Annotated in this window: 21 protein-coding genes and 1 pseudogene; 7 read left to right on the forward strand and 15 right to left on the reverse strand. The window is 67.6% G+C overall.

Features of this window, described 5'->3' with window-relative positions; all coding sequences use genetic code 11:
• Positions 1-145: 145 nt before the first annotated feature.
• Positions 146-238: pseudogene (locus tag ACH4E8_RS34750) on the forward strand (IS5/IS1182 family transposase); the annotation flags it as partial.
• Positions 239-819: 581 nt separating this feature from the next.
• Here ACH4E8_RS34750 and ACH4E8_RS34755 read toward each other — a convergent pair.
• The 6 genes from ACH4E8_RS34755 to ACH4E8_RS34780 all read right to left on the reverse strand — a co-directional run bounded on the left by ACH4E8_RS34755 (position 820) and on the right by ACH4E8_RS34780 (position 7,896).
• Entirely contained in the window at positions 820-1,560 is a 741-nt protein-coding gene (locus ACH4E8_RS34755; RefSeq protein ID WP_398455676.1) for a S1 family peptidase, read from the reverse strand.
• Positions 1,561-1,825: 265 nt separating this feature from the next.
• Positions 1,826-3,034 carry a cytochrome P450 gene (locus ACH4E8_RS34760; protein ID WP_398455677.1) on the reverse strand — a complete coding sequence of 403 codons (1,209 nt, stop codon included), beginning with the start codon at positions 3,032-3,034 and terminating at the stop codon, positions 1,826-1,828.
• A gap of 32 nt (positions 3,035-3,066) precedes the next feature.
• Positions 3,067-3,864 (reverse strand): tRNA-dependent cyclodipeptide synthase, encoded by a 798-nt coding sequence (locus tag ACH4E8_RS34765; protein ID WP_398455678.1) that lies wholly within the window; start codon positions 3,862-3,864, stop codon positions 3,067-3,069.
• A 1,576-nt stretch (positions 3,865-5,440) separates the two neighbouring features.
• The gene (locus ACH4E8_RS34770; protein ID WP_398455680.1) at positions 5,441-5,929 is read right to left on the reverse strand and encodes a hypothetical protein; all 489 of its coding nucleotides are present in this window, start codon (positions 5,927-5,929) and stop codon (positions 5,441-5,443) included.
• Positions 5,930-5,996: 67 nt separating this feature from the next.
• Positions 5,997-6,335, reverse strand: a complete 339-nt coding sequence (locus ACH4E8_RS34775; RefSeq protein ID WP_398455681.1) for a hypothetical protein — start codon at positions 6,333-6,335, stop codon at positions 5,997-5,999.
• Positions 6,336-6,855: 520 nt separating this feature from the next.
• A complete protein-coding gene (locus ACH4E8_RS34780; protein ID WP_398455682.1) occupies positions 6,856-7,896 on the reverse strand; it encodes an NAD(P)-dependent alcohol dehydrogenase in 1,041 nt (346 codons plus the stop codon).
• 99 nt (positions 7,897-7,995) lie between these two features.
• Between ACH4E8_RS34780 and ACH4E8_RS34785 the strand changes: the two genes are divergently transcribed.
• Entirely contained in the window at positions 7,996-8,583 is a 588-nt protein-coding gene (locus ACH4E8_RS34785; protein ID WP_398455683.1) for a TetR family transcriptional regulator, read from the forward strand.
• Between the two features lie 138 nt (positions 8,584-8,721).
• Here ACH4E8_RS34785 and ACH4E8_RS34790 read toward each other — a convergent pair whose 3' ends face one another.
• The 6 genes from ACH4E8_RS34790 to ACH4E8_RS34815 form a co-directional block, all read right to left on the reverse strand.
• On the reverse strand, positions 8,722-9,099 hold the full coding sequence (locus ACH4E8_RS34790) for a hypothetical protein (RefSeq protein WP_398455684.1): 378 nt from the start codon (positions 9,097-9,099) through the stop codon (positions 8,722-8,724).
• A 23-nt stretch (positions 9,100-9,122) separates the two neighbouring features.
• Positions 9,123-9,707 carry a hypothetical protein gene (locus ACH4E8_RS34795; protein ID WP_398455685.1) on the reverse strand — a complete coding sequence of 195 codons (585 nt, stop codon included), beginning with the start codon at positions 9,705-9,707 and terminating at the stop codon, positions 9,123-9,125.
• 285 nt (positions 9,708-9,992) lie between these two features.
• Positions 9,993-10,232 carry a hypothetical protein gene (locus tag ACH4E8_RS34800; RefSeq protein WP_398455687.1) on the reverse strand — a complete coding sequence of 80 codons (240 nt, stop codon included), beginning with the start codon at positions 10,230-10,232 and terminating at the stop codon, positions 9,993-9,995.
• Complete coding sequence (locus tag ACH4E8_RS34805) at positions 10,229-10,477, reverse strand: hypothetical protein (RefSeq protein ID WP_398455688.1); 249 nt, start codon at positions 10,475-10,477, stop codon at positions 10,229-10,231. Before ACH4E8_RS34805 ends, ACH4E8_RS34800 begins: the two co-directional genes overlap by 4 nt.
• Before the next feature lie 386 nt (positions 10,478-10,863).
• Entirely contained in the window at positions 10,864-11,742 is an 879-nt protein-coding gene (locus ACH4E8_RS34810; protein WP_398455689.1) for an NAD-dependent epimerase/dehydratase family protein, read from the reverse strand.
• 208 nt (positions 11,743-11,950) lie between these two features.
• On the reverse strand, positions 11,951-13,102 hold the full coding sequence (locus ACH4E8_RS34815) for a serine hydrolase domain-containing protein (protein WP_398455690.1): 1,152 nt from the start codon (positions 13,100-13,102) through the stop codon (positions 11,951-11,953).
• Between the two features lie 279 nt (positions 13,103-13,381).
• Between ACH4E8_RS34815 and ACH4E8_RS34820 the strand changes: the two genes are divergently transcribed.
• Both ACH4E8_RS34820 and ACH4E8_RS34825 read left to right on the forward strand, forming a co-directional pair.
• Complete coding sequence (locus ACH4E8_RS34820; protein WP_398455691.1) at positions 13,382-14,656, forward strand: right-handed parallel beta-helix repeat-containing protein; 1,275 nt, start codon at positions 13,382-13,384, stop codon at positions 14,654-14,656.
• 206 nt (positions 14,657-14,862) lie between these two features.
• On the forward strand, positions 14,863-15,801 hold the full coding sequence (locus tag ACH4E8_RS34825) for an NUDIX domain-containing protein (protein WP_398455692.1): 939 nt from the start codon (positions 14,863-14,865) through the stop codon (positions 15,799-15,801).
• Between the two features lie 73 nt (positions 15,802-15,874).
• Here ACH4E8_RS34825 and ACH4E8_RS34830 read toward each other — a convergent pair whose 3' ends face one another.
• On the reverse strand, positions 15,875-17,098 hold the full coding sequence (locus ACH4E8_RS34830; RefSeq protein WP_398455694.1) for a multicopper oxidase family protein: 1,224 nt from the start codon (positions 17,096-17,098) through the stop codon (positions 15,875-15,877).
• Here ACH4E8_RS34830 and ACH4E8_RS34835 point away from each other — a divergent pair.
• Together ACH4E8_RS34835 and ACH4E8_RS34840 are read left to right on the forward strand one after the other, a co-directional pair.
• Positions 17,085-17,342 carry a hypothetical protein gene (locus ACH4E8_RS34835; protein WP_398455695.1) on the forward strand — a complete coding sequence of 86 codons (258 nt, stop codon included), beginning with the start codon at positions 17,085-17,087 and terminating at the stop codon, positions 17,340-17,342. The two genes, ACH4E8_RS34830 and ACH4E8_RS34835, sit on opposite strands and share 14 nt — an antisense overlap.
• A gap of 780 nt (positions 17,343-18,122) precedes the next feature.
• Positions 18,123-19,607, forward strand: coding sequence for an MFS transporter (locus ACH4E8_RS34840; protein ID WP_398455697.1), 1,485 nt, complete (start codon positions 18,123-18,125; stop codon positions 19,605-19,607).
• 101 nt (positions 19,608-19,708) lie between these two features.
• Here ACH4E8_RS34840 and ACH4E8_RS34845 read toward each other — a convergent pair whose 3' ends face one another.
• Entirely contained in the window at positions 19,709-19,852 is a 144-nt protein-coding gene (locus tag ACH4E8_RS34845; RefSeq protein WP_398455698.1) for a hypothetical protein, read from the reverse strand.
• Positions 19,853-20,026: 174 nt separating this feature from the next.
• Entirely contained in the window at positions 20,027-20,434 is a 408-nt protein-coding gene (locus ACH4E8_RS34850; RefSeq protein WP_398455700.1) for a nuclear transport factor 2 family protein, read from the reverse strand.
• Positions 20,435-20,876: 442 nt separating this feature from the next.
• Between ACH4E8_RS34850 and ACH4E8_RS34855 the strand changes: the two genes are divergently transcribed.
• On the forward strand, positions 20,877-21,554 hold the full coding sequence (locus ACH4E8_RS34855; RefSeq protein WP_398455702.1) for a ScbR family autoregulator-binding transcription factor: 678 nt from the start codon (positions 20,877-20,879) through the stop codon (positions 21,552-21,554).
• The last annotated feature ends 81 nt before the right edge of the window (positions 21,555-21,635 follow it).

The following is a 21,635-nucleotide window of genomic DNA, read 5'->3' on the forward strand; positions in this document are numbered from 1 at the left end:
AACCAACAGACCACCCCGAAAACTCCACAAAGCCACACTCCAACAACACTCCACCCCCACCCCACCACAAACCCACCAACCCACCACCCCAAACAAACAACCAACCCAACCAAACAACCCCAAAACCCGAACAGCGACCCCAAACGGCATCCCGTGGGAGTACCTGCCCCAGGAGCTGGGTTTCGGCTCGGGTATGACGTGCTGGCGGCAGCTGGCCGCGTGGCACGAAGCCAGAGTGTGCAGGGATGATTCGACAACATCGACACTGCAGGACATCAAGGCCCACTAATGCCTGCGCAAGCAGGAGTGACTCGCGCCCTCCGCCACCGAAGCAAAGACCACGCAAGCACAGATCGTTCGACGCCATGGACATCGCATGCGCCTACACCCTCCACGGCCCCGCAAACCGCGTCACCTCACCAGGCCGGGACAACCGCCAGACATACACCCAGGTCAGCACCTCACCCCTGACCCGTGACCGATTCGGACTCACAGCGCCTAAAGGCCGTCCCGTCATCCCTGGCGGATCAGCGCGCGACGTCAGATGCAGTGCACCACAAGGCAGAGGGGCCACCACATACTTGATGCATGTGGCGATTCCGACAACGCAGCGAGGGGATCCCACCGCGCCCGCAGAGCACAAGGAAAGCACCGTAGCCATCGTCGCACGCCCCGCCAGGGATCACGGAACAGCCCATAGATGGCGTTCTGTCGGCAACGGCTCCAACCAGGCCCGCCGGCCGCGTGTCAGGACATCACGCCTGACAGGCAATGATCACCCCACGGCCGAGTTCCACGTCCGCAGCAGCCCCTCGGCGATCAGCAGCGGGACATGACGCGAGCGATCCACCGTCGCGCGTCGTAGGTGGATCCGAAAATGGAGTTTTGCTCCGGAGACGTACCGCGCGAAACCACTCCATAGACGGTCCAGATGCCATCGTCCTTCACCAACAGCGGACCGCCGGAATCGCCGGCACGGGTGGTCTGCGGCCATCTGCCGTCGCCCGGGAGGGCGGCAACACACAGTTCATTCGGAGCCATCGGCTCGCCACCGAACCCCCGACAACGCTGAGGGTCGGCGATGTAGGTGTCCAACTGCCGCAACACAATCGGGAAAGGAGGCCAAGGATCGCCCGGCTCCGGAATCTCATGGTCACCCCAGCCAATCGTGCGAACCCCATCGCCAAGAGCCAGCTCCCTCGAAGGCAGCGCCGCAGGAGCAGCCTGAGTTCGGGACGCAAGCTTGACCAACGCAACCTCCCGGCCGGAAATCTCAACTCCAGGCGTTACCTCCAAACGCGCCACACGGCGAACCTCGCCACCCTGAGTACGGTCATTGCTACCCAACCTCACCTGCACAGACTTGGGATCTATCAACCCTCCGCCACCATCCACCAGACAGTGCTTCGCAGTGACAATCCACTGCGGATCGATAAGCGCGCCACCACAGAAATGCTCACCATCCGCACGCCCCTGCAAAGACACCATGAACGAATACACCTCGCTGGCCTGCTCGCCACCGCTGATCGCCGACGCGGGAGCCGGCGCCGTCAACACCACAGCCAATCCAACCCCCACCCCCAGCCACGCCCGACCACGCCCTGCACCCGCTCTCCGCTTCAATACACAACTCATACACCGAAACCAACCACACAACACATTGCAAAAAAATAAACCCCACCCCCCAACCCAACAGACACACAGCCGAATAGGACCGTAACCTCGACAAACCACCCGCCCGGCGCCTGCTCCGTCCGCCACCGGTCACACCCGCACAGCACGGGCACGATGACGGACGGGCACGTACAACACGCCAGCAGACGCGTCACCAGGACGCGGGAATCGCCTTCGGGCGCCGGAAGAAGAGGCCCTCGTGCCAACGGATCTCTTCAGGATCCACGGTCAGGCGGAGCCCGGGCCGGCGGGCCACCGCACGTACCAACGCGTCAATCAGACAACGAGCCAGACGATTGCCGGGGCAAAAATTCGAGCCATGGCCGAAGCCAAGATGTCCCGGACCCCGGCGGTCCGGGATAAAGCAGTCGGGGTCGTCAAAGGCCGCCGGATCGTGGTTGGCCGCCTCCAACGAGACCATCACCACCTCCCCCACCCGAATCTGCACACCGTCGACGTCCGCGTCCTCCGTGGCCATTCGCTTGGCGGCCCCGGTTGACAGCGGTGTGTGCCGTAAGAGTTCCTCCACAGTGTCCGGAATCAGCGCGGGATCGCGATGCAGCCGAGCGACGGTTTCCGGGTGCCGTAGCAAAGTGATCAAAGCACCACACAGAAACCCCGAGGAGGTGGGGTACCCGGCGATCAACAGCAAGGCGGCGATCTCGGAGAGCGCGGCGTCGCCGAGCGGGCCAGCCTTCGCCGGGGCCTCGGCGAGCCGCTTCAACAAATGGTCGCCCGGTCCGTCGGCCAGTCGGCGAGCGTGCACGGTGAAGAACCGGTGGATGTCGATGAGTCCTTGACGCTGCTCCTCCGCAGTGGCGCCGCAGAACTGGAGAGCAAGATCCGTCCGATCACGCAGCAGCGCAGCCTCTTCCGTGCTGAGTTCACCGAGCAGGACACGCGAAGTCATCGCCACCGCCAACGGTTGTACGAAGTCCGCCGCAAGATCGACGGGCCCTCCGCGCTCAGCCAGGTCGCGCAGCAGTGCGTCGGCCCGATGACGGAGCCACTTGCCGTGGCGCCGGGCCGCACGTGGACCGATGCCCTCGGTGAAGACCGAACGCAGGCCCGCTTCACGCAGGACCGACACTCCGTCGCCGGTGGTACCGGGGGCGCGCAGTTCCACGGGCTCCTGGCGGGGAGCGCCGGGGGCCATCGCGGCGGTCGAGCTGAACCGCGGGTCTTCCAACAGCCGTTTCGCGGTGGCGTATCGAGTGACGAGCCACAGTTGGTCCCCGGTGTATTCGGAGACGACGGGGCAGACCGGTGCGTCGGCTTCGCGCAACTGCTTGTGGAGCGGTGACAGCTCCTGACTCCAGTCGTGGAAGGGGAAGGTGAGGGGGCCTTGTGCGGTGGTCACGGTATGAAGCTCCTTCACGTGCCGGGGGTGGGTCAGTGCTGCGTCGCGTGGTCCTTGAGGAGGATGAAGCCCTGGTTCGTTGCGGCGTGCAGGGGGCCGGGCTCGGCGTACAGCAGATCGGCGAACCCGACCGGCGCGTGGTAGCTGACCAATGACGACGGGACACCGAGGATGCCCGGGGTGTCCATGAAGAACGGCAGTTCGTCGACGAGGTACTCCAGGGCCAAGGCAGTGGCAGCACTGTCGTCAGCGGCCCCGGCTGCGGTCCCGGGTCCGGCTACTGTCCCCGAACCGGCTGCCGTCATGGGGACGGCTCGGGCGGAGATGCTCCGGCAGATCGCACGTATCCGTTCGTCGCCGGCGAGCGCGTTCCCAACACGCAGATGCAGTTGCTGGTAGGCATCGGTCTCCGCGAAATCGGACAGCAGATGGGTGCGCTGGCGCTCCTCGGGGACCTCGCTACGCTCCCAAGCACGTCGGATGCGCCTACGGACACAGGACACTTCCGTCCGGGCCTTCTTGCGTGCCGCTTGTTCCGAATAGCCCTGGGCACGGTAGTTGGACGCCAAAGAGCGGTCGGGGACGATGACGTCCACCTGACGGAATGTGGCATGGGCCCAGCGGAACATTCGGGTGAGGGTGGGGATGCTGAAGTAGCCGTTGCCCGGGCTCACTCCGATCAGCAGGTGGTCGGCGTCATGCAGGAGTCGACGGCAGTTGGGCGTGTACGGCAGCGGGGTGAAGCCGCCGGCTGATGCTGGCTCGGATGCGGGTGCGAGTACGGATGGAGTCGTGGGTGCGGGGACGGTCGTCGTGAGGGATTTCGGCACAGGTGAACCCTTCGGATGGATGCGAATGGGGCTCTGCCGGGCGTGGACGTACGTGGCCGTCGACGTCCGTCATGGGAGACGGGCACGGCGGAATGGCCCAGCGGACCGTCAGAGCCGGGTGAACTCCGGTAGCCACTTCTCGGCACCGCCCACGGCGGCGGGCTCTTCAGCGGGGCGTGCTACACATCGCTACAGATCATCGAGCAACTCCTCAATGTCTCCGTGCTGTTGTGGCGAGAACGCGGCCGACCTGGCCTTGCCGCATGCTGCGGACAGCGGAAGCCAGTCAACGTCGATCGTTCACAACCGACCACGCCGAATCCCGTGACGCCGAAAAGCGGGGCGTGGCCAGATAGGTGGGCAGGCAGGCAGGGGCATCACTTTGGACGGGAAGTCCCATTGCCGACCGATCGCCCACGGGTCCCCGGGGTGTGTCGAACGATCAGGTCTGCGCATTGGCCATGGAATGCGCAGTGCGCAGGGCGCGGAACGGAACTCCACGACGGCACCTTCGGCCGTCGCGTATCGGTGCAACCGGCAGGATTCCCCACGGTTGGTCATCCTCGCGATGGCCACGCCCTTGGCGTAGCCATTCGCCGCGAACCGCTGGGCGACCAACCGGGCCACAGGCGACGCCGCTCACCATCAGAAAACACGTGGGGACCGCGCAGAGTGAAGTGGTTTCACCATAGACATCGATGGAGATCCCGCCTTCTCCGAAATTGCTGTCCTGGTAGACATAAAGACCATCAACTGGGCAACTGGAACGCAAAAGAAGCGAGCCGGCGGCAGGTACAAGGGCGACTCGACCGATTCAGGGTGGGAGCGAGGTCAACGGAAATGAGCCCTGCAGCTGCAAATGCCGTACGTAACACGCATCCCTCCAGGAACTACGGTGGTGGAGTCAGAGTTCGTTCGTCGCAAGGGTCCCCATAGGCTCCACACGCGGCTTCACCTTCAGGCGAAGCGCCCCATCTCGCGGTCTCGGGCTCCGTGGCCAACTGCGGCGAAGCGGCGAACTGCACCTCACATACATGGAACAGGGGTCTGTTGAGTCCGTGATCGGCGTCCACGACGTCGCAGAGGCAACGCCGACTGGGTGCATCGGTGCACTGCTCACCCCTGTAACGCTACCGAGTAACAACAGGGATGAGCAGTGTTAGATTTTTCTCACGGGGTATTTGCGCCGCTTCCAGTAAGGATCGCCCGATGCCCACGCAGCAGTGTGATCCGTAGTGGCCGGCCCGAGGACCGACTGCTTGCGCCCGTACGCTTCCACGCGGGATGGCCGAGTCAGCAGCGGAGGAGACATCGGCTCGGTTGGGATTCCTCAGTGGCCCCCGTCTATCCGTCGCATCGCTCGGGGCGAATTCTCGGCGGTATTGCGGCTTCCATTTTCCAACGAGACGAGTGATAGCCGGGGCCCTGCCCGCTTGAGGGTCCGAGCGTCATCGTGGCCAAGTCTCACGGGGCCGTTGTCGGGGCGATTGAGCTCCGGTTCCAAGCGGCCCATCACCCGCGATGAGAACTGCGACTGGCCCGGCTAACGCGCAACGACGCCGGTGGGGAATCAGCGTCAGTTGGAGACGTCCGTCTCCAGGCGGGGTTCGCCGAGTTCGTCCCGCATGGCATGGCGCAGTTCGCGCAGGACGGTTCCGTAGGCGTGGATGGCTTCCGCGAGTTCCGGCGAATCGGGCCGGGCACCGGACCCAACGACGTCGCGGAACGCCTTCAAGTGGTTGAACGCCAGGTCGGCGGCGGCCACGACGGACTCACGGCCCGACAGCACGACTCGTTCCCTGACCGCGTAGACCTGGTGCTCACCGAATACGGCACGCGCGGCGAGATCTCGTGTCAGCTCGGCCGGGTGACGACCGTAGGCGACCGCGAACAGGGATTCCTGGGCGAGGTTGAGGGTGGTGAGGAACTCGCCGTAGAGCGTGCGTCGGTGTTCCAGCGCCTGGGACCGGATCTCGCGGCCCCAGCGGGCCCGGTCGGCCAGCAGGGTCGAGCCGACCCCGACAACGGCACCGAGGAGTGTGGAGAGAAGCGTCAGCCAGTCCACGCGATGATCCTACGAACCCCTCAACTCTTGGAGGGCATCTGATCTGGGGACGGTCACCGCACCGGGATCAGCGGCCTGCGTGCGGGCGGCGCTGGCGGCGGCGACGTTCCCGTTCGGCCCTCCGCGCGGCCTCAGCCCGCCGTTCCTGAAGCCGCCGCTGGACGATCCGGTCGCGCCACCACATCAGCGAGGGAAGCGCCACCCCGGCGACGACCAGGCAGACCGCTCCCCATACGTGCCGGGTCTGCTGGCCCAGCGCCATCAGGTGGACCGCGCTGCCCAACAGGCCCGCCGCGGTGGTGACCAGGGTCGGGATCAGTAGGTCGCGCGGTAGGTGCCAGCTTCTGTTGAGGTCGCTGAAGACGACGTTGGCCAGTCCGATCAGCCAGACGGCTCCGAATGCCATGGCAACGGCGTAGAACCCCGACCCCGGGCCGTCGGCGATCCGGACTCCGCCCCGCAGTGTCCGTTCGGACCCGAGATGGACCCATCCCGCGACCGCCAGCCCCGCGCTGGCGGCCCCCGCCAACCCGACCAGACACGCCCCTCCGGCGAAGAGCCAGTCGAACACATCACGTCTACGTGCTTCCGTCATTCGTACCCCCCTGTGGCTGGTGTTTCCCTCTCGCTCCCTCTCACGTTCGTCACCCCGTTGAGGTTTCCCAGCACGTGATAGTCCGTTCGGTCGCCCCCTCCACGGGAACCGCCGGCGGGCGGCCGCTCGGAGGGGTTGGGGCTCTCCGAGTAGGCACCAGGGGGCGCAGGTCGCTCGGTGCTCGGGCGAGGGCGCGTCGCCGGAGCCGACTGCGAGAAGCAGTACACGGGGGGGGCGCACCACGTCGTCGAGTTGGCTCGCGCATGGACGTCGTCCTGATCGGGGCGACGACCACACGCACGGCGCGGCCGGTCTCCGCGCCCAACTCAGGTCAGTCCAGGTCGGACATGTCGAGCACGAATCGGTACCGGACGTCGTTCCTCCGGAGGCGGTCGAATGCAGTGCCCACCTGTGACGACGGCAGCACTTCGACATCGGCGGCGATGCCGTTGTCGGCGCAGAACTGGAGCATCGCGGCCGTCCCGGGGCGTCCGCCACTGCCTGCGGAGCTGAGCTTCTTTCGCCCCACCAGCAGGTCCATGGCCTCTACGGTGAGCGGGCCCAAGTGTCCGAGGAGGCTGAGCGTGCCGTCCATCGCCACCAACTTCAGGTACGGGGCGAGGTCGTGGGGTGCGGAGATGGTGTCGATGACCAGGTCGAAGCTGTCGCGTGCCGCAGCCATCTGCCGGGAGTCCGCGGAGGCGAGGAAACCCTGAGCGCCGAGCCTGCGGGCGTCTTCGCGCTTGTCCCGCGTACGGCTGACGACGGTTGTGGCGGCGCCGAGCGCCACGGCCATTTTGACCGCGAGGTGCCCCAGACCGCCCAGTCCCACCACGGCGACGCGGCTCCCCGGACCGACCCCGTGGGCCCGCAGGGGTTCCCAGACGGTGACGCCGGCGCACAGCAGCGGGGCGGCCTCGGCGGGGTCCAGGCTGGCGGGGAGCGGGTAGGCGAATGCCTCTCGGACGACGTACTCGCGGGCATAGCCGCCCAGGGTGGTCGAGCCGTCCTGTCGGTCGGTGCCGCCGTAAGTCAGGGTCGGGAAGGCGCGGCAGAAGTTCTCCTGCCCCGCTTCGCACATGGCGCACGAGCCGCACGAATCGACGATGTTGCCCACGGCGACGCGGTCGCCGACCGAGAACGCGGTCACCTCGGAGCCGACCTCGGTCACCACTCCGGTGAATTCATGGCCGGGCACCAAGGGGGCGTTCGGGTCCGGCTCGTGGGCGTCCAGAGCGTGTAGATCGGTGTAGCAGACACCGCAGTAGTCCACTCGCACCGCGGTGTCGTCGGGGCGCAAGTCGCGGCGTTCCAGCGTGATGCGCCGCAGCGCGTCCGGGCCGGTCGCCTGCCATCCCGTGGTCGTTCGCACAGCCAACACTCCCTAAACAAACTGTTCGGTCTATTGAGGGAAGAGTAGAGGCGCCGGGGCCGCAAGTAAACAAACTGTTCTGTTTGGTAGGGTGGTCGCATGCCGCAACAGCCCCAGACCTCACGAGGTGCCGCGACGTACCAGCGCATCCTGGACGCGGCCACCGAGGAATTCGCCCAGCACGGCATCGCCGGGGCGCGCATCGAGCGCATCGTGATGGCGGCCCGCACCAACAAGGCGCAGCTCTACGCCTACTTCGGCGACAAGGAACAGCTCTTCGACGCGATCTTCCTCGACTCGCTGGAGCGCATCACCAACGTCGTGCCCATCGACGCCGACGACCTCTCGGACTGGGCCGTCCGTCTCTACGACGAATACCTGCGCCGCCCCGACCTCATTCGCCTGGCCACCTGGACGCGGCTGGAGCGCCGACCCGTCGGGCACCTCGTCGAGGCCCATCAGCACTACGACGACCGCAAACTCACAGCGATCGCCGAGGCTCAGGCCGCCGGGCGGATCCGCGCGGGTGACCCGTTCGACATCATGGCCGTGGTCATCGCCATGTCCATGGCCTGGTCGCCGGTCAGCAACGTCTACACGGCCAGCAGCCAAGAACCCGATGACGTCCACGATCGGCGCCGTGCCCTGCTCCGCGACTGCGTCCGAAGGGCGACTGCGATCGACTGAGGGCCCGTTCAGCGGACGCACGGGGGCCCGATCCCGGTCCGGTTTCGGGTTCGGGCCCCTCGTACGCGGGCCCCCTTCGCCTTCTCTGCCGCCGCTCAGGACGGCCCGGCGACTACCATCCGGCCCGTGGTGCTGGTCTCAGGACTCCGACGGCAGCGGGATCGTCAGGTCGTAGCCGCTCTCGTCGGTGCCGTTCATGAAGACCAACCGAACTGTCAGCGATCGGGAGTCGGACGGAACGGCGGGCCGGCCGGAGAGGCTGCCTTCGGTCCGGCTGCCGTCCGGGCTCATGCCCCGGGCTCCGCCGAAGTCGGTGTACTGGTTGCCGAGGTCGTCCACTGCCTCCAACCACATGTACACGGGCTGGGCGAGAGGGGCCTGGTCGTCCGGCAGCGGCGGCGTGACCGAGTAGTGGAGGGTGAATGATTCCTGCGACTGTTCCAGCGCGAGGACCTCGAATTCATGACGGCCGCCCAGGACGGCGAACCGTTGCCTGGGATTCCCGCGCCTGTTCATGAGGTTCTTCTTTCTGAGGGGTGTCAGCCGCTGCCGGGCGTCGGCACCTTGCAGGTGATGTAGCGGTCGGCGGCGCTGTTGGGCCGGGAACCCTTCAGGTACCAGTAGAAGGTGAGTTTGTTCCCGGTCTGGATGGTGCCGCTGCCACCACCGATGAATTGGTAGCCCTTGATGCTTCCGTGGAAGTTGTACCAGTTGGGCTCGGTGTGCGGGCCGTACGGCGGATTGATCGCCCGACCGTTGACGTACGCGTAGGGCATGGTCACGGTGACGGTCGGTCCGAGCGCAGCCTTGGCGGCGTTTGAGAGTTTGAAGCTCCACGCCAGCGTGCCGCCCGAGGCACGTTGGAACTGGACGGTGGAAACCGAGTGCGTCCAGGTGCCGGTGCACAGGGTGTCAGCCGGGGTTCGGACGTGGAACTCCGCGGCGCGGGCGGCCGCCTCCGCGTCCTGTCCTGCGGTGACGGCGCGGAACCCACCGCCATTCGCTTCATCCGCCACCGGCACCGCCGCCGCACCGGCCGGGGCTGCGCCCGCCGCCATCAGGGCAACAGTGCTGGCCGTGCTAATGAACAGGGCAGCAAGCTTGGAAGTGATACGAGAATTCACCGAACTCCCTTTTACGTGAAGGCAGTTGCTGGATCTCTTCACTCTGGCATTCGGCAGGCAGCAGCCACAAGGAAGCCAGGTGTCAGGAATGCGTCATGACCAGAGTACGGACCTGATTCTCGCTGATACCGGGGCCCGTTCATTTCGATGTCCGGCAGGTGGAGGGCTGGGTCCGGCGCCGGCAGGGCGGGGTGAGGGCCTTGACTGCTTCGAGGGCCTGTTCACCGTAATCGGTCACCTTCACGCGGGGAGCACACCGCCCCCTACGCGAGCCGGATGGAGTCGTCAGAGGGTGATGAGCCGGACGACGGTGACGGTCAGGACCGTGACGGAGACGACGTACCGGATGATCGCGGTGCCGACGGTGGCTTCCCGCCGGTCCCGGTCACCGGCCACGGGGCTGGAGCCGTGCCCGTAAGGATTCCGGCCGACCGTGCGCGCCATCGCAGCCTCGAACTCGGTCCGTCCGCTCATCTTCCGCAGGGCGTCGTCGGCCGGCGGGGCGTAGGTGATCCGGTACCTCACGCGGCGCCGCGCCGTTCGGCCTCTTCGCGCGTCAGCCGGCCCTCGATCGCGTCCGCCTGCGGGTCGGGGACGGCTTCGAACATCCAGTGCCGTACCACGGCGTGGATCTCGTGCACACCAGCGGTGTTGACGGCCAGGTCGAATTCGGCCCGCAACTCGGCCGGGAGGGCGTCCCGGATCGCAGGGATGGTGCTGGGGACGTCGACCTCCCGGCCGTCCACCCAGGTGCGCAATCGCTCCGCCATGACGCTCTCCTTCCGACACCCGACACGGTAGCCGCACACGACCGTGTTCGGCCGCGGAACTCCCAGTGAAGTGCTGACCGGGGTCGAGTGCTGCCAGGATCTTGTGGGTGACGTGGTTGTCCAGGATCAGGTGGACGTCGAGGTCTTGCGGTACTTCCTCGTCGAGCTTGATCAGTACTTCTTGAACCACACCGCGCGGCGGCGGTGGAGCGCGCCGTGGATGTTGCCGCAGCAGGCGGGCGGCACTCAGTTCGGGCCCGCGTCCAACCTCTACTTCTGTGGGCTGTCCGTTGCACCGCCTTCTCACCGGACGGCCTCCGTTCTCGGGACGGGGACGCCCTCTCCCAGGTTGCCGCGAACGCGATCACAAGCTCTCAGCCGTCTGGTCACTCATGGCCCGGGCCGCGTGCCACATCGCGCAGTAGTTGCCGAACTCCGCGTTCGGGGCGGTATCCGAACGCGTTGGTGGCGGCGGTCGAGTCGTACACCCGGTCCAGGCGGTCGGGCACTGGCCACCCCCGGTCTCGGAACGCCTGGAGGACGTCCGGGGCTCGTTGGGCGAGGACCGTGCTCGCGTCGTGGTGGAGGGCGAGGCAGTCTGCTCGGTGGAACGGTTGCGGTCCTGAGATGTTGAACCGGCCGGTCACGGTGGAGTGCGTAACAGCGAGGACTCCTGCCGCCGCCACGTCGGCCACGTCGACTCCCCGATGCAGCAGGTGGCGGGCGAGCACGGGGAGTGGTTCAGGGAAGCAGCGGGCTATGCGCAGCGTGATTGAGGAAGTGGCGCTGGCGGCGACCAGGTCCTCGGCGGCCAGTTTGGTCTCGTCGTAGATGTCCCGGGGCAGTGGTGTGAGTTGCTCGTCGACCCAGACCGCGCGGTCGGTGGGTACCAGCGCGTGTCCGTACACGCTCGTACTGCTGATGTAGAGGACCCGCCGGACGCCGAGGCGGCCAGCTTCGTCGAGTAGGCCGGCTGTCGCATCGACGTTCACGGCACGGAACTCCTCGTCGGGCAGGCGTCCGACGTGCGGGGCGTGCAGCGCGGCGGCATGGACCAGAGCATCGGCCGACTCCAACGCGGACAGTTGCACGGACCGGTCCCGCAGGTCGCCGGCGACGTTCGTCCAACGGCCGGGGATCCTGTCCACGCCGCGGACGACCCAGCCGGCGGCGTCGAGTGCCGCAGCAATAGCCGCTCCGACTCGGCCCGAGCTTCCCGTGACCGCAACCAGCCCGGCAGGGGCTCTCTTTGTTGTGTCGTTCACGCGTCCGACTGTACGGCGTGGGCCGATCTTCTGTGCTGGCACGACGAGAGACGAGGATGGCCGCCGGGTCGATTCGTTCGACGCCTCCATCGCGACCTTCTCTCGCTGCTCTCAGGAGGCCGGGCCCGTCGCCGATCGGACGGCGGGCCCGGCTGGAGCGCGGTGAGCAAGGAGATCTACTGCGCCGCGCAGAGGTGAACGTTCGCGGCTACCTGCAGAACTCCGCTTCGATCACCTTCCCGCTGTCCCCCGCCCAGTCCCCGTTGAAGTTCAACGCCAGCGAATGGCTCGCGTCCCGGGTGACGAACGCCTCGGACTGGGAGCCGTGGATGCCGCCGCCGTGGCCCCAGACCTCCTTGCCGCAGCTCAGTCGGGAGGACTGGAGGCCGAGGCCGTAGCGGTACTCCGGCTGCTGGGGGTCGACCGGCACGGTCGTGGTCAGGGCGTTCAGCTGCTCGGGCGGCAGCAGGCCGCCCTTCAGCAGGGCGCGGAAGAACGTCTGGAGGTCCTTCGAGTCGGAGATCATGCCGCCGGCCGCGCCGGCCAGGGTCGGGTTCAGCTCGGTCACGTCGCGGACCTTCGCGCCCGGGTCGGTGGAGAGCGGGGAGTAGGCGCGGCTCGCGGGGGCCGGCACTCGGGGGTCGGTTCTGGGGACGGAGGTGGCGCGGAGTTGGAGCGGGCGCAGGATTCGGCGTTCGATCTCGCTCTCGTAGCTCCGGCCGGTCGCCTGCTTGATGACCATGCCGGCGAGGATGTAGTTGGTGTTGGAGTACTGCCAGCCGGCGCCGGGGGCGAAGTAGGGCTTGTGCTGCATCGCCAGGCGGACCAGTTGGTCGGGGGTCCAGGTGTCGTAGCGGTGCTGGAGGAAGCCCTCGCCGAAGACCTTCGTTTGGAAGCCGGGGTCAGAGGTGTAGCTGTAGATGCCGCTGGTGTGGTTGAGGAGTTGGCGCAGGGTGATGTGCCGGCCGTCGTGGCCGTTGCCCCGGACGGCGCCGGGGAGCCAGCGCTCCACGGTGTCGTCGAGGTCGAGGCGTCCTTCCGCCTCCAGTTGGAGCAGCACGGTGGCGACGAAGGTCTTGGTGATGGAGCCGATCCGGTAGCGGTCCTGGGCCTTGCGCTCCTTTCCGGTGTTCAGTTGGCCGACGCCCGCGGTGCCGCTCCAGCTTCCGGACCGGTCCCGGGACTGGGCCACGGCGCCGGGGACACCGTCCCGCACCGCCTGTTCGAGCGCCCGCTGGGTGGCTCCGTGCCGGTCGCCACCCCCTGCGTTGGAGTGCGCGGCGGCGGGTGCCACCAGCGCGCCGGTGGCGAGTGCCGCCACCGCCGCGACCAGCGCCGTGCGGACCGTACCTGCTGACATCTTCGGCTCCTTCGGTCGACTACGTCGGCAGGAAGGACTCCGCGAAGGGGGGTCGCGTTGCCCGTCGCGGCGGAGTTGAGCCTCAATCGGCCAACAAGAATCCGGATGATTCAGTCAATCTTCCCCGGCCTTAGGTCATTCCTCGCCGAGGCGTGGCCATTCGTGTGCTTTCACTCAACGCTGGGCCATGGGCGGTCGCTCCGCCTCGGCTCAGCCTTTGGGCCCCGTAAACCGGCCCGCGTGGCTGGCCGCATGAGTCACGGGAAGAGGAGCCACGGCATGATTCGCAACGTCAAAACACTGTCGTCGGGGTGGTTCGCGGCGACTGGAGCCATCGCACTGTTCAGCGTGGTGCTGCCGGCAGGACCGGCGCACGCGGCACCGCTCTCCTGCGGTCAGACGGTCACGACCAGCGTCGTTCTCCAAGCCAGTCTGCTCAACTGCCCCGGCGACGGCCTCGTCGTCGGCGCCGGCGGCATCACCGTGGACCTCAACGGGCACACCGTCGACGGCATCGGTTTGGGCGTCGGCATCCGCAACGACGGATTCGACGGCGTCACCCTCACCAACAGCAGCAGCACGCAGGCCCGGGTGCAGGAATTCGACTACGGAGTACGACTCAACCCCGGCACGTCGGGTGGTGTCGTGGAAAAGCTCGCCGTCCAGAACAACGAGTTCGGCGGCATCGAACTCAACGGCGCCGACACCAACACCCAAGTACGGAACAACCTGATCGAGCGGCAGGCCCAAAGAGGGGTGACGTTAACCGGCGGCACGAGAGGCGCCGCGGTCGTCAACAACACGATCAGCGCCAACCGGGGCGTGAGCGTCTTCGTCGAGAACTCCGCCGACAACCGCTTGGAGGGCAATCGGATCAGCGGCAGCGGAGACGCCGGCCTGGTCCTCGCGGGCTCCAGCGGGAACACCCTGCTGACCAACACCGTGGGCGGCAGCAGCGACGCCGCGATCCGTCTGCAACTCGGCTCGAACAACAACCTCGTCCAGGGGAACTCGTCCAGCCAGAACGCCGACGCCGGGCTAACCGTCTCCGACTCCAACGGCAACCGCCTCCTCTCCAACGACCTCCGGGGCAGCGGCGACAGCGGCATCGTCCTGCAGTCGGCCCACCACACCACGGTCACCGGCAACGACGTCAGCCGGAACACCGGCGGCATCGAGCTCAGGTTCGCCAACAACAACCTGATCCGGTCCAACATCGCGAGCGACACCACGGGCGACGGCATCAGCCTGGCGCAGTCGATCAACAACGACGTGGAGCTCAATCAGGCCGACCGCAACGGCTCACGCGGGATCTACGTCGTCGGGGACGCGCCGGCCGCGTCCGGCAACGCCCTGGTGGGCAACACCACCAACGCCAACAACGGCGACGGCACCATCGTGTCCAAGTCCGTGCACACCCTCCAGGGGAACACCGCCCGCAACAACAAGGGCTGGGGGCTCTCCGCCGACCCGGGCAACATCGACGCCGGCGGCAACCGGGCGAGCCGCAACGGTCAGGCCGCCCAGTGCAAGGGCGTCGTCTGCGCTCCCTGAGAGCGGACGGGCCCGGGCCACGACCGGCGCGAGTCCGAGCGTCGGCCGAGGTCCGGGCCACCGGGCGACGCCGGCGGGCACGATCGGGTCACCCCCTTTCGACGTCGTACGAGGGCTGCTCCGGCAGCGTGATCGAAGCGTCGGGCGTGCGGACCGCCCTCGCGGTGCGGCAGATTGACCGTCGTACACCGACACGACGGAGCCGCATGATGACCACGCCTCGGACCGGCACGGCAGCCCTCATCGTCAACCGCGCCGGCCAGTATCTGCTCCACCTGCGCGACGACCGGCCCATTGCCGAGCCCTTCACCTTCGCCTTCCTGGGCGGTGCGCCGGAGGGCGCCGAAAGCCTCCGGGAGGCGATCGTCCGCGAGTTGAAGGAGGAGGCGGGACTGTCCATCGCGGACCTCCGGCCCTTCACCGTGGTGGACTCCCCCGCCCGGCGCATCCAGGTCTTCCTCGGGCACTGGGACGGCGACGCCGCCGCGCTGCCGCTGAGTGAGGGGATCCTGCTCCACTGGTTCGACCACGCCAAGCTGCCGGACCTGCGGTTGGCCCACGGCGCCCGGGAGGCGATCGAGCTGCACCGCGCCCTTTCGCAGCACGTGGCCGGCACCGGGCCGCGCACCGTGCAGGTGGAGCAGCAGCCGGGGACGGTCGACGGCAGTGAGCGTCGGGTGACCAGCCGGCCGCGGGCGAACCGTCCGCCGGTGCCGCACGCGGCGATCGGCGTCGGCATCGTCCTCCACCGCGACGGCCGGGTGCTGCTGGGCCGCCACCGCCGCGGCACGCACGAGTTGCCCGGTGGGTCCGTCGAGCCGGGCGAGTCGCTGACCGCAGCCGTCGTCCGCGAGCTCGCCGAGGAGACCGGGCTCACCGCCCGGGAGGCCGACGTGCGCCTGGAGGGCGTGCTGCTGGACTCCGTCGCCGACGTCCTACGGCTCACGGTCGTCGCCGTCGTCGCTGCCTGGGCCGGCGAGCCCGGTGACCGGCCCGGCGAACCTGTGGGCGACTGGCGCTGGTGGCCTCTGGACTCCTTGCCTGACGGTCTGTTCGTACCCAGCGCGCAGTGCCTCACCCTGTGGCGCCCACACCTTCGGGTCGACCACCCTCCGGCCCATCCCTATCCGCTGCGGCATCCGTGATCGGCTCCGGCACCGCTCCGTGCCGGGGTCGATCGCGCGCTCCAGCGGCGCGGCTAGGTGGTCGTACCGCTGCTCAGGTGATGTTGAGCGTGGCCATCATGCCCATCGCGGAGTGGTCGAGCATGTGGCAGTGGTACACGTACTCACCCCGGTAGGCGTCGAAGGTCGCCTGGAGCTTCACGGTCTCGCCCGGCATGACCGCCACGGTGTCCTTCAGCCCCGCCTCGGCCGGTCCCGGGGCGGCCCCGTTCCGTTCGATCACCCGGAACTGGACCAGGTGCATGTGGAAGTTGTGCGGGGCCCTGGTGTTGGCGTTGGTGACCGTCCAGACCTCGCTGGCGCCGAAGCGGATGTGCTGGTCGATGCGGTTGTGGTCGTAGACCTTGTCGTCCATGAACGCTTGGGGGTTGGGCCGGCCGTCCTCGTCCATCCGCATCACGATGGTGCGCTGGGCGGTGGGCGTGGGCAGCGGGGGCAGGGTGCGTAGCACCGGGGGGATGGAGCTGGGGTCGCTGGCGGTGCGGGTCACGTCGAAGCGCAGGATCTGTTCGGCCGTGCCGTTGTCGGCGACGCTCTCCAGGAAGATCTGGGTGCCGAGGGCGAAGGTGGAGAAGTCGATGACGATGTCGGCGCGTTCGCCGGAGGTGATGAAGAGGGAGGGTGTGGTGTGCGGGGCGGGTAGCAGGCCGCCGTCCGAGCCGATTTGGATCATGTTGGTGTTGCCGGAGAGACGGAGGGTGAAGAAGCGTTGGTTGGAGGTGTTGGCGAGGCGGAAGCGGTACTTGCGGGCGGCCACTTGGAAGTAGGGGTAGGGCACGCCGTTGGTCAGCACGGTGGTGCGGGTGCGGTCGCCCATGGTGTAGACGAGTTGACCGGCGGCGTCGAAGCGCGCGTCCCGCAGTTGGACCACCACGTCGTACGCGTCCTTGGGTAACGGAAGGGCGTCCTCGATCGGGTCACTGATGAGGTAGCTGCCCTGGAGGCCGCGGTAGACGTTCTCCGACTCCAGGTGGTGGGCGTGGTCGTGGTACCAGAGCGAGGCGTGCGGCTGCTTGTTCGGATACGTGTACACCCGCTCGGCGCCCGGCGCGATCAGGTCCATGGGACCGCCGTCGCTGTACGGCTCCACCGAGGCGCCGTGCAGATGGCGGGCGACCACGACGTTCAGCCCGTTGCGCTGTCGGATGACCACGGGGCGGTTCTCGCGCGCGATGATCGTCGGCCCGGGGAAATGTCCGTCGTAGGTGAGGAGTTGGGTTTGCAGGCCCGGCACGATCTCCTTCGTGGCGGAGACCACGTTGCTCTCGTATCGGTCGATGCCGCCGGTGGTGGAAACCGGTTGCGCCACCGGGATTAGCGGCATGGGCTTACTGAAGGGAACGATGGACAAGGGCGCGTTCTGCCCCGAGGCGCGGTCCGTCCCGCCGGTGGCCTTCGTGGTGAACAAGGGGACGAGCGAGGCCCCGGCCAAGCCGGTGGCAGCGGTGGCAATCCCTGCGCCGAGCAGACGCCGTCTGGCGACCATGACGATTCCTTTGTGAGCTAATGTTCGATCAGAAATGGAAAGTGAAATAGGTGCGGGAATTCACCAGCTGATCTTTGATTCCGCGGAGGGAGCGGCGGGGTCGCGGCGACAGATCCGTATCTCCCTCCCGGCGCCCGCCAAGCGTCTCTCGATACCAGTTCTTCTCATGCGGCACAGTGGGGTGCGATCGGCGAAGACATGCGTCATTGCATTAGACATGGGTTTCCCTCAGCGGCCTTTACGGAAGCGTGACATCGAGTAGATCAACTATGACTCAGGCATGGGTACAGGGATTTTTGCAGTCAGCGCTTGGCGCCGACTTGAGGACAGGTTGAGGACTTCACCTGCGCCTCCTCGGCTCGCGGGGCTCCGGGGATGCTGGATCGATCCAATCGGGACTCAAGCGGGACTCAAGCGATAATCGATCAAATCCCGGCAGACTATGGGCGCGCGTTAACGGGTCACCAGCAGGTCGATGGCAGGAACAGATCAAGGAATGGCGGAGGGTCAACACCGATGGCAGGCGCCTTCCGTGGGGCTGCACCATCTGGGCACTCGATCGACGACGCTTAAGGCTTACGTGGCCGTTCAGGACTCAGCGCCGCGGCGCGTATGGTCGTCGGCGACGAGCACCCGGCGCAGTGGCCCGGCCAGCGGGGCGGCGCAGGAGCCGCTCACGTTCTGGTGTGCGGGCGAGGAGTTTCCGGCGGCCCACGGCTGACATCAACTTGCCGTGCAGTCGTGCGCCCAGCGTCGGCCGCGGAACCGCCCTGAACGAACTTTCAAGGAGCCAGCCATGACCGATGCCGAAACCCCGAACGCGTTATCCGCAGGTGATGACGGTGCGTCGTCTTCAAGCGTCGCAGCCCCCTTTGCCGCACTGCTCGTCGCGGTGCTCTCGTTCTCCCTGATGCAGACGATGGTGGTTCCGGTACTCCCCGATTTGCAGCGGGAGTTCAATGCCAGCACCACCGACGTCTCCTGGGTGCTCAGTTCGTTCTTGATCACGGCTTCCGTGGCCACCGCCCTGCTCGGCCGGGTCGGTGACATGTTCGGCAAGCGTCGCATCCTCATCGCCTGCCTCAGCGTGTTCGCCATCGGGACCCTGCTGTGCGCCGTGGCGGACTCCCTGCCTCTGCTGATCGCCGGCCGTGCCGTGCAGGGCGTCGGTTCCGCCGCCTTCCCGCTCGCCTTCGGGATCGTGCGCGAGCAGTTCCCGCCCAAGCAGGTGCCCGTCGCCATCGGTCTGATCAGCTCGACGTTCGGCATCGGCTTCGGCATCGGACTCATCCTTCCCGGGCCGATCGTGGACTCGCTCAGCTGGCACTGGGTCTTCTGGCTCGGGCTGGCCGTGATCCTGCTCGGCGTCCTCGCCGTGGCCGCGTTCGTCGACGAGTCCGTCCACCGCTCCCCCGGGCGTGTGGACTGGGTCGGCGGGGCGCTGCTGAGCGGCGCCGTCGTCGCCCTGCTGCTCCCCATCAGCCAGGGCAAGTCCTGGGGTTGGGACTCCCCGGCCGTCATCGGCTCGTTCGTGGCGGCCATGGTGCTCGGCGCGGTGTTCGTGGTGGTGGAGCGGAGGGTCCGGGAGCCGCTGATCGACATCGAGCTGCTGCGCCGGCCTGCCGTCGCGACCTCCCATGTGGCGGCGCTCATCATCGGTTTCGGCATGCACGGCGCGTTCACGCTGGTGCCGTTGCTCGCCCAGACGCCGCCCGAGGTGGGTTTCGGGTTCGGTTCGTCGGTGACCGAGACCGGACTCTTCATGGTGCCGATGGCCGTCACCATGCTCATCGCCAGCCCGCTGGCCGGCAGGATCGGCGCGGCCGTCGGCTTCAAACTGCCGCTGGTGATCGCCTGCCTCATCGGTGTGGTGGGCTTCGGCATCTATGCGGTCGGGCACTCCAGCGAGTGGGTGATCTACCTCGGCTCCGGCGTGCTGGGCGTCGGCGTGGGCCTGGCGTACGCCGCCCTGGCCAACCTCGTCGTGGCCGCCGTGGACCCGGGGCAGGTCGGCGAGGCCACCGGGATCAACACCATCATGCGAACGATCGGCAGCTCCCTCGGGACGCAGATCGCCGCTTCGATCGTGGCGTCGAAGACCGTGCCGGGCACCACGATCCCGGCCGAGTCCGGGTACACGGCGACCTTCGTGATGTCGGCGATCGCGCTCGGTGCCGCGACGCTGGCGGCGCTCGCCGGCCCGGGGTCCCTACGGAAGGCAGCCGCATCCGGGGCGGATGCCACGGCGGTGAAGTCGAGCAGCAGCTCAGCGACGGTCTGAGCCTGCCGGGAACGCAATGGACGTCGAGCAACTCGCTGCCGCGCCACACGGCCTTGGCCGTGTGGCGCGGCAGCGAGTTGCTCATGCCCTGCGCCGGCTCCCTAATCGATGCCGCGAACGATGTGCTGTTCCTCGGGCTCGGGCCCGGGGTCGGTTTCGTCGTCGACTCCGGCGAGCAACAGTGGCGGTACCCAGGGCGGAATGTGACGGAACGGACTGCCGTACTCCTGCACGACTTCTTCCACCGACTTCTCCCCTCGCCGGGACCACGCCCATGGTCCTCGGACGCTTTCCCCCACGATGCCGGAGCGCGCTGGACGTTCACTCGAAACCCCCTGGACCGGTGCCTGGACGGGCGGCCGCGGGCAGCAGCGAACGGCGGGTGGCGCACAAGGGCACGGGGAGGGGCCGTGCCGTGTTCAGGTCCCGTCGACGTCGATCCGTCGATAGCTGACCAGGAGTGGGGCGTCGGGGCCCGTTCCCCGTACCAGGGTGTCCACGCAGGTGCAGACCTGGTGCACGCGGGACTCGCCGTTCGCGCTGGTGGCGTACACGACGGTGTTCGCGCGCACGTCCAGGGACCCGTCGGGGCGCTCCTCGATCTCGAACATGCCGGTCATGTGGCGGCGTTGTTCCCCGGCGGCGGCGATCGCCGCGGTCGCCGTGCGGACCCCGGCGACGAGCCCGGATCGGCCGCGCATCGGCTCCGCGCGGGTGGACAGCCAGCAGACCGCGTCCTCGGTGAAGGTGGCCGCCCAGCCTTCGGCGTCCCCCTCGTCCAGGTGCCGCATCTGGCGTGCGTAGAAGCCCGCCACCTCCGCGTACATGAGGTCTCCGTTCCGTGTGCCGAAGTGCCGTGCCGCCGCGCGCCGGTTGCTTGCGGATGGACCGCCACTGCGTTCACAGGGTCCGGTCCGCCGCCTGTGCCCGGGTCGAGCCGCGGTCGAGCACGACTTGCCCCGGGCGCGGTCAACGGGGGCGCGGTGGGTGCCTTGCGCGAGCGAAGAAGCGAAGCCCGAGTTCCGCGTGCTGCGGCCCAGTCCTGGCACGGCTCTCTCCATGTACGCAGGAGAACGCCCGTGGTCGTACGTCATCGAGCGCTGAAGTGTGCCGCTGCCGCGGCGCTCTTCGTGCCGCAGGTCCAGACCGCGATGCCGGACTATGGGTACCGCCCGTGACACCGCGAGCATATAAGGTACCCTCTAGACGGTTTCTTTTCATTCGCCCGTCGCGTACTGCACACGGGCAGTGAGCACAAGGGGTGGTCTCGTGGCGCGACAAGAACGGGCAGTTCGCACTCGCCGCGTCGTACTGGAGGCTGCGGCGAAAGTGTTCGCGGAGTACGGCTATTCGGCAGCCACCGTGTCGGACATCCTCAAGGTCGCCGAGATGACCAAGGGCGCCTTGTACTTCCACTTCGACTCCAAGGAAGCGCTGGCGCGCGGGGTCATCGAGGCGCAGGTCGAGCGGTCGCTGCCGCCCCAGGACCTGAAGGTCCAGGAGTGGGTGGACCAGGGCATGCTGCTTGCGTATCAGTTGCCGCGCGATCCCGTGGTGCGTGCCGGCGCGGTGCTGTCGTCCGACGCCCTGGGTCGGGAGCAGTACGGCAGCGCCTGGCCCACTCTGATAGAGCGTTCCGCGCGAACGCTCGCCGAGGCCAAGGCGCGGGGCGAGATCCTCGCCCACATCGTTCCGCAGCAGACGGCCGAGTTGCTGGCCAGCACGTTCCACGGCGTCCAGCTCTTCTCCCAGTTGGAGACCGGCCTGGCGGACGTGGAGCGCCGGATCTCCGTGCTGTACGAGCACTTGATGCCGACGATCGCCATGCCCGCCGTGCTGGCCCGTCTCGACCTCTCCGCCGACCGCGGCGCCCGCCTGTTCACACAGATGGAGGCGGCGCAGACGAAGGACGCGGAGCGGCAGGAAAGCGCCCTCGCGACCGACTGAGGCATCAAACAGCTCCCCCTGGGCCTGCGAACGGCGCCGTACGGGTCGGCCTGCGGCAGGCTTCGGCGTTCGGTCGAGGGC

The sequence above is a fragment of the Streptomyces sp. NPDC017979 genome (assembly GCF_044328175.1).
Classification (GTDB): Bacteria; Actinomycetota; Actinomycetes; order Streptomycetales; family Streptomycetaceae; genus Streptomyces.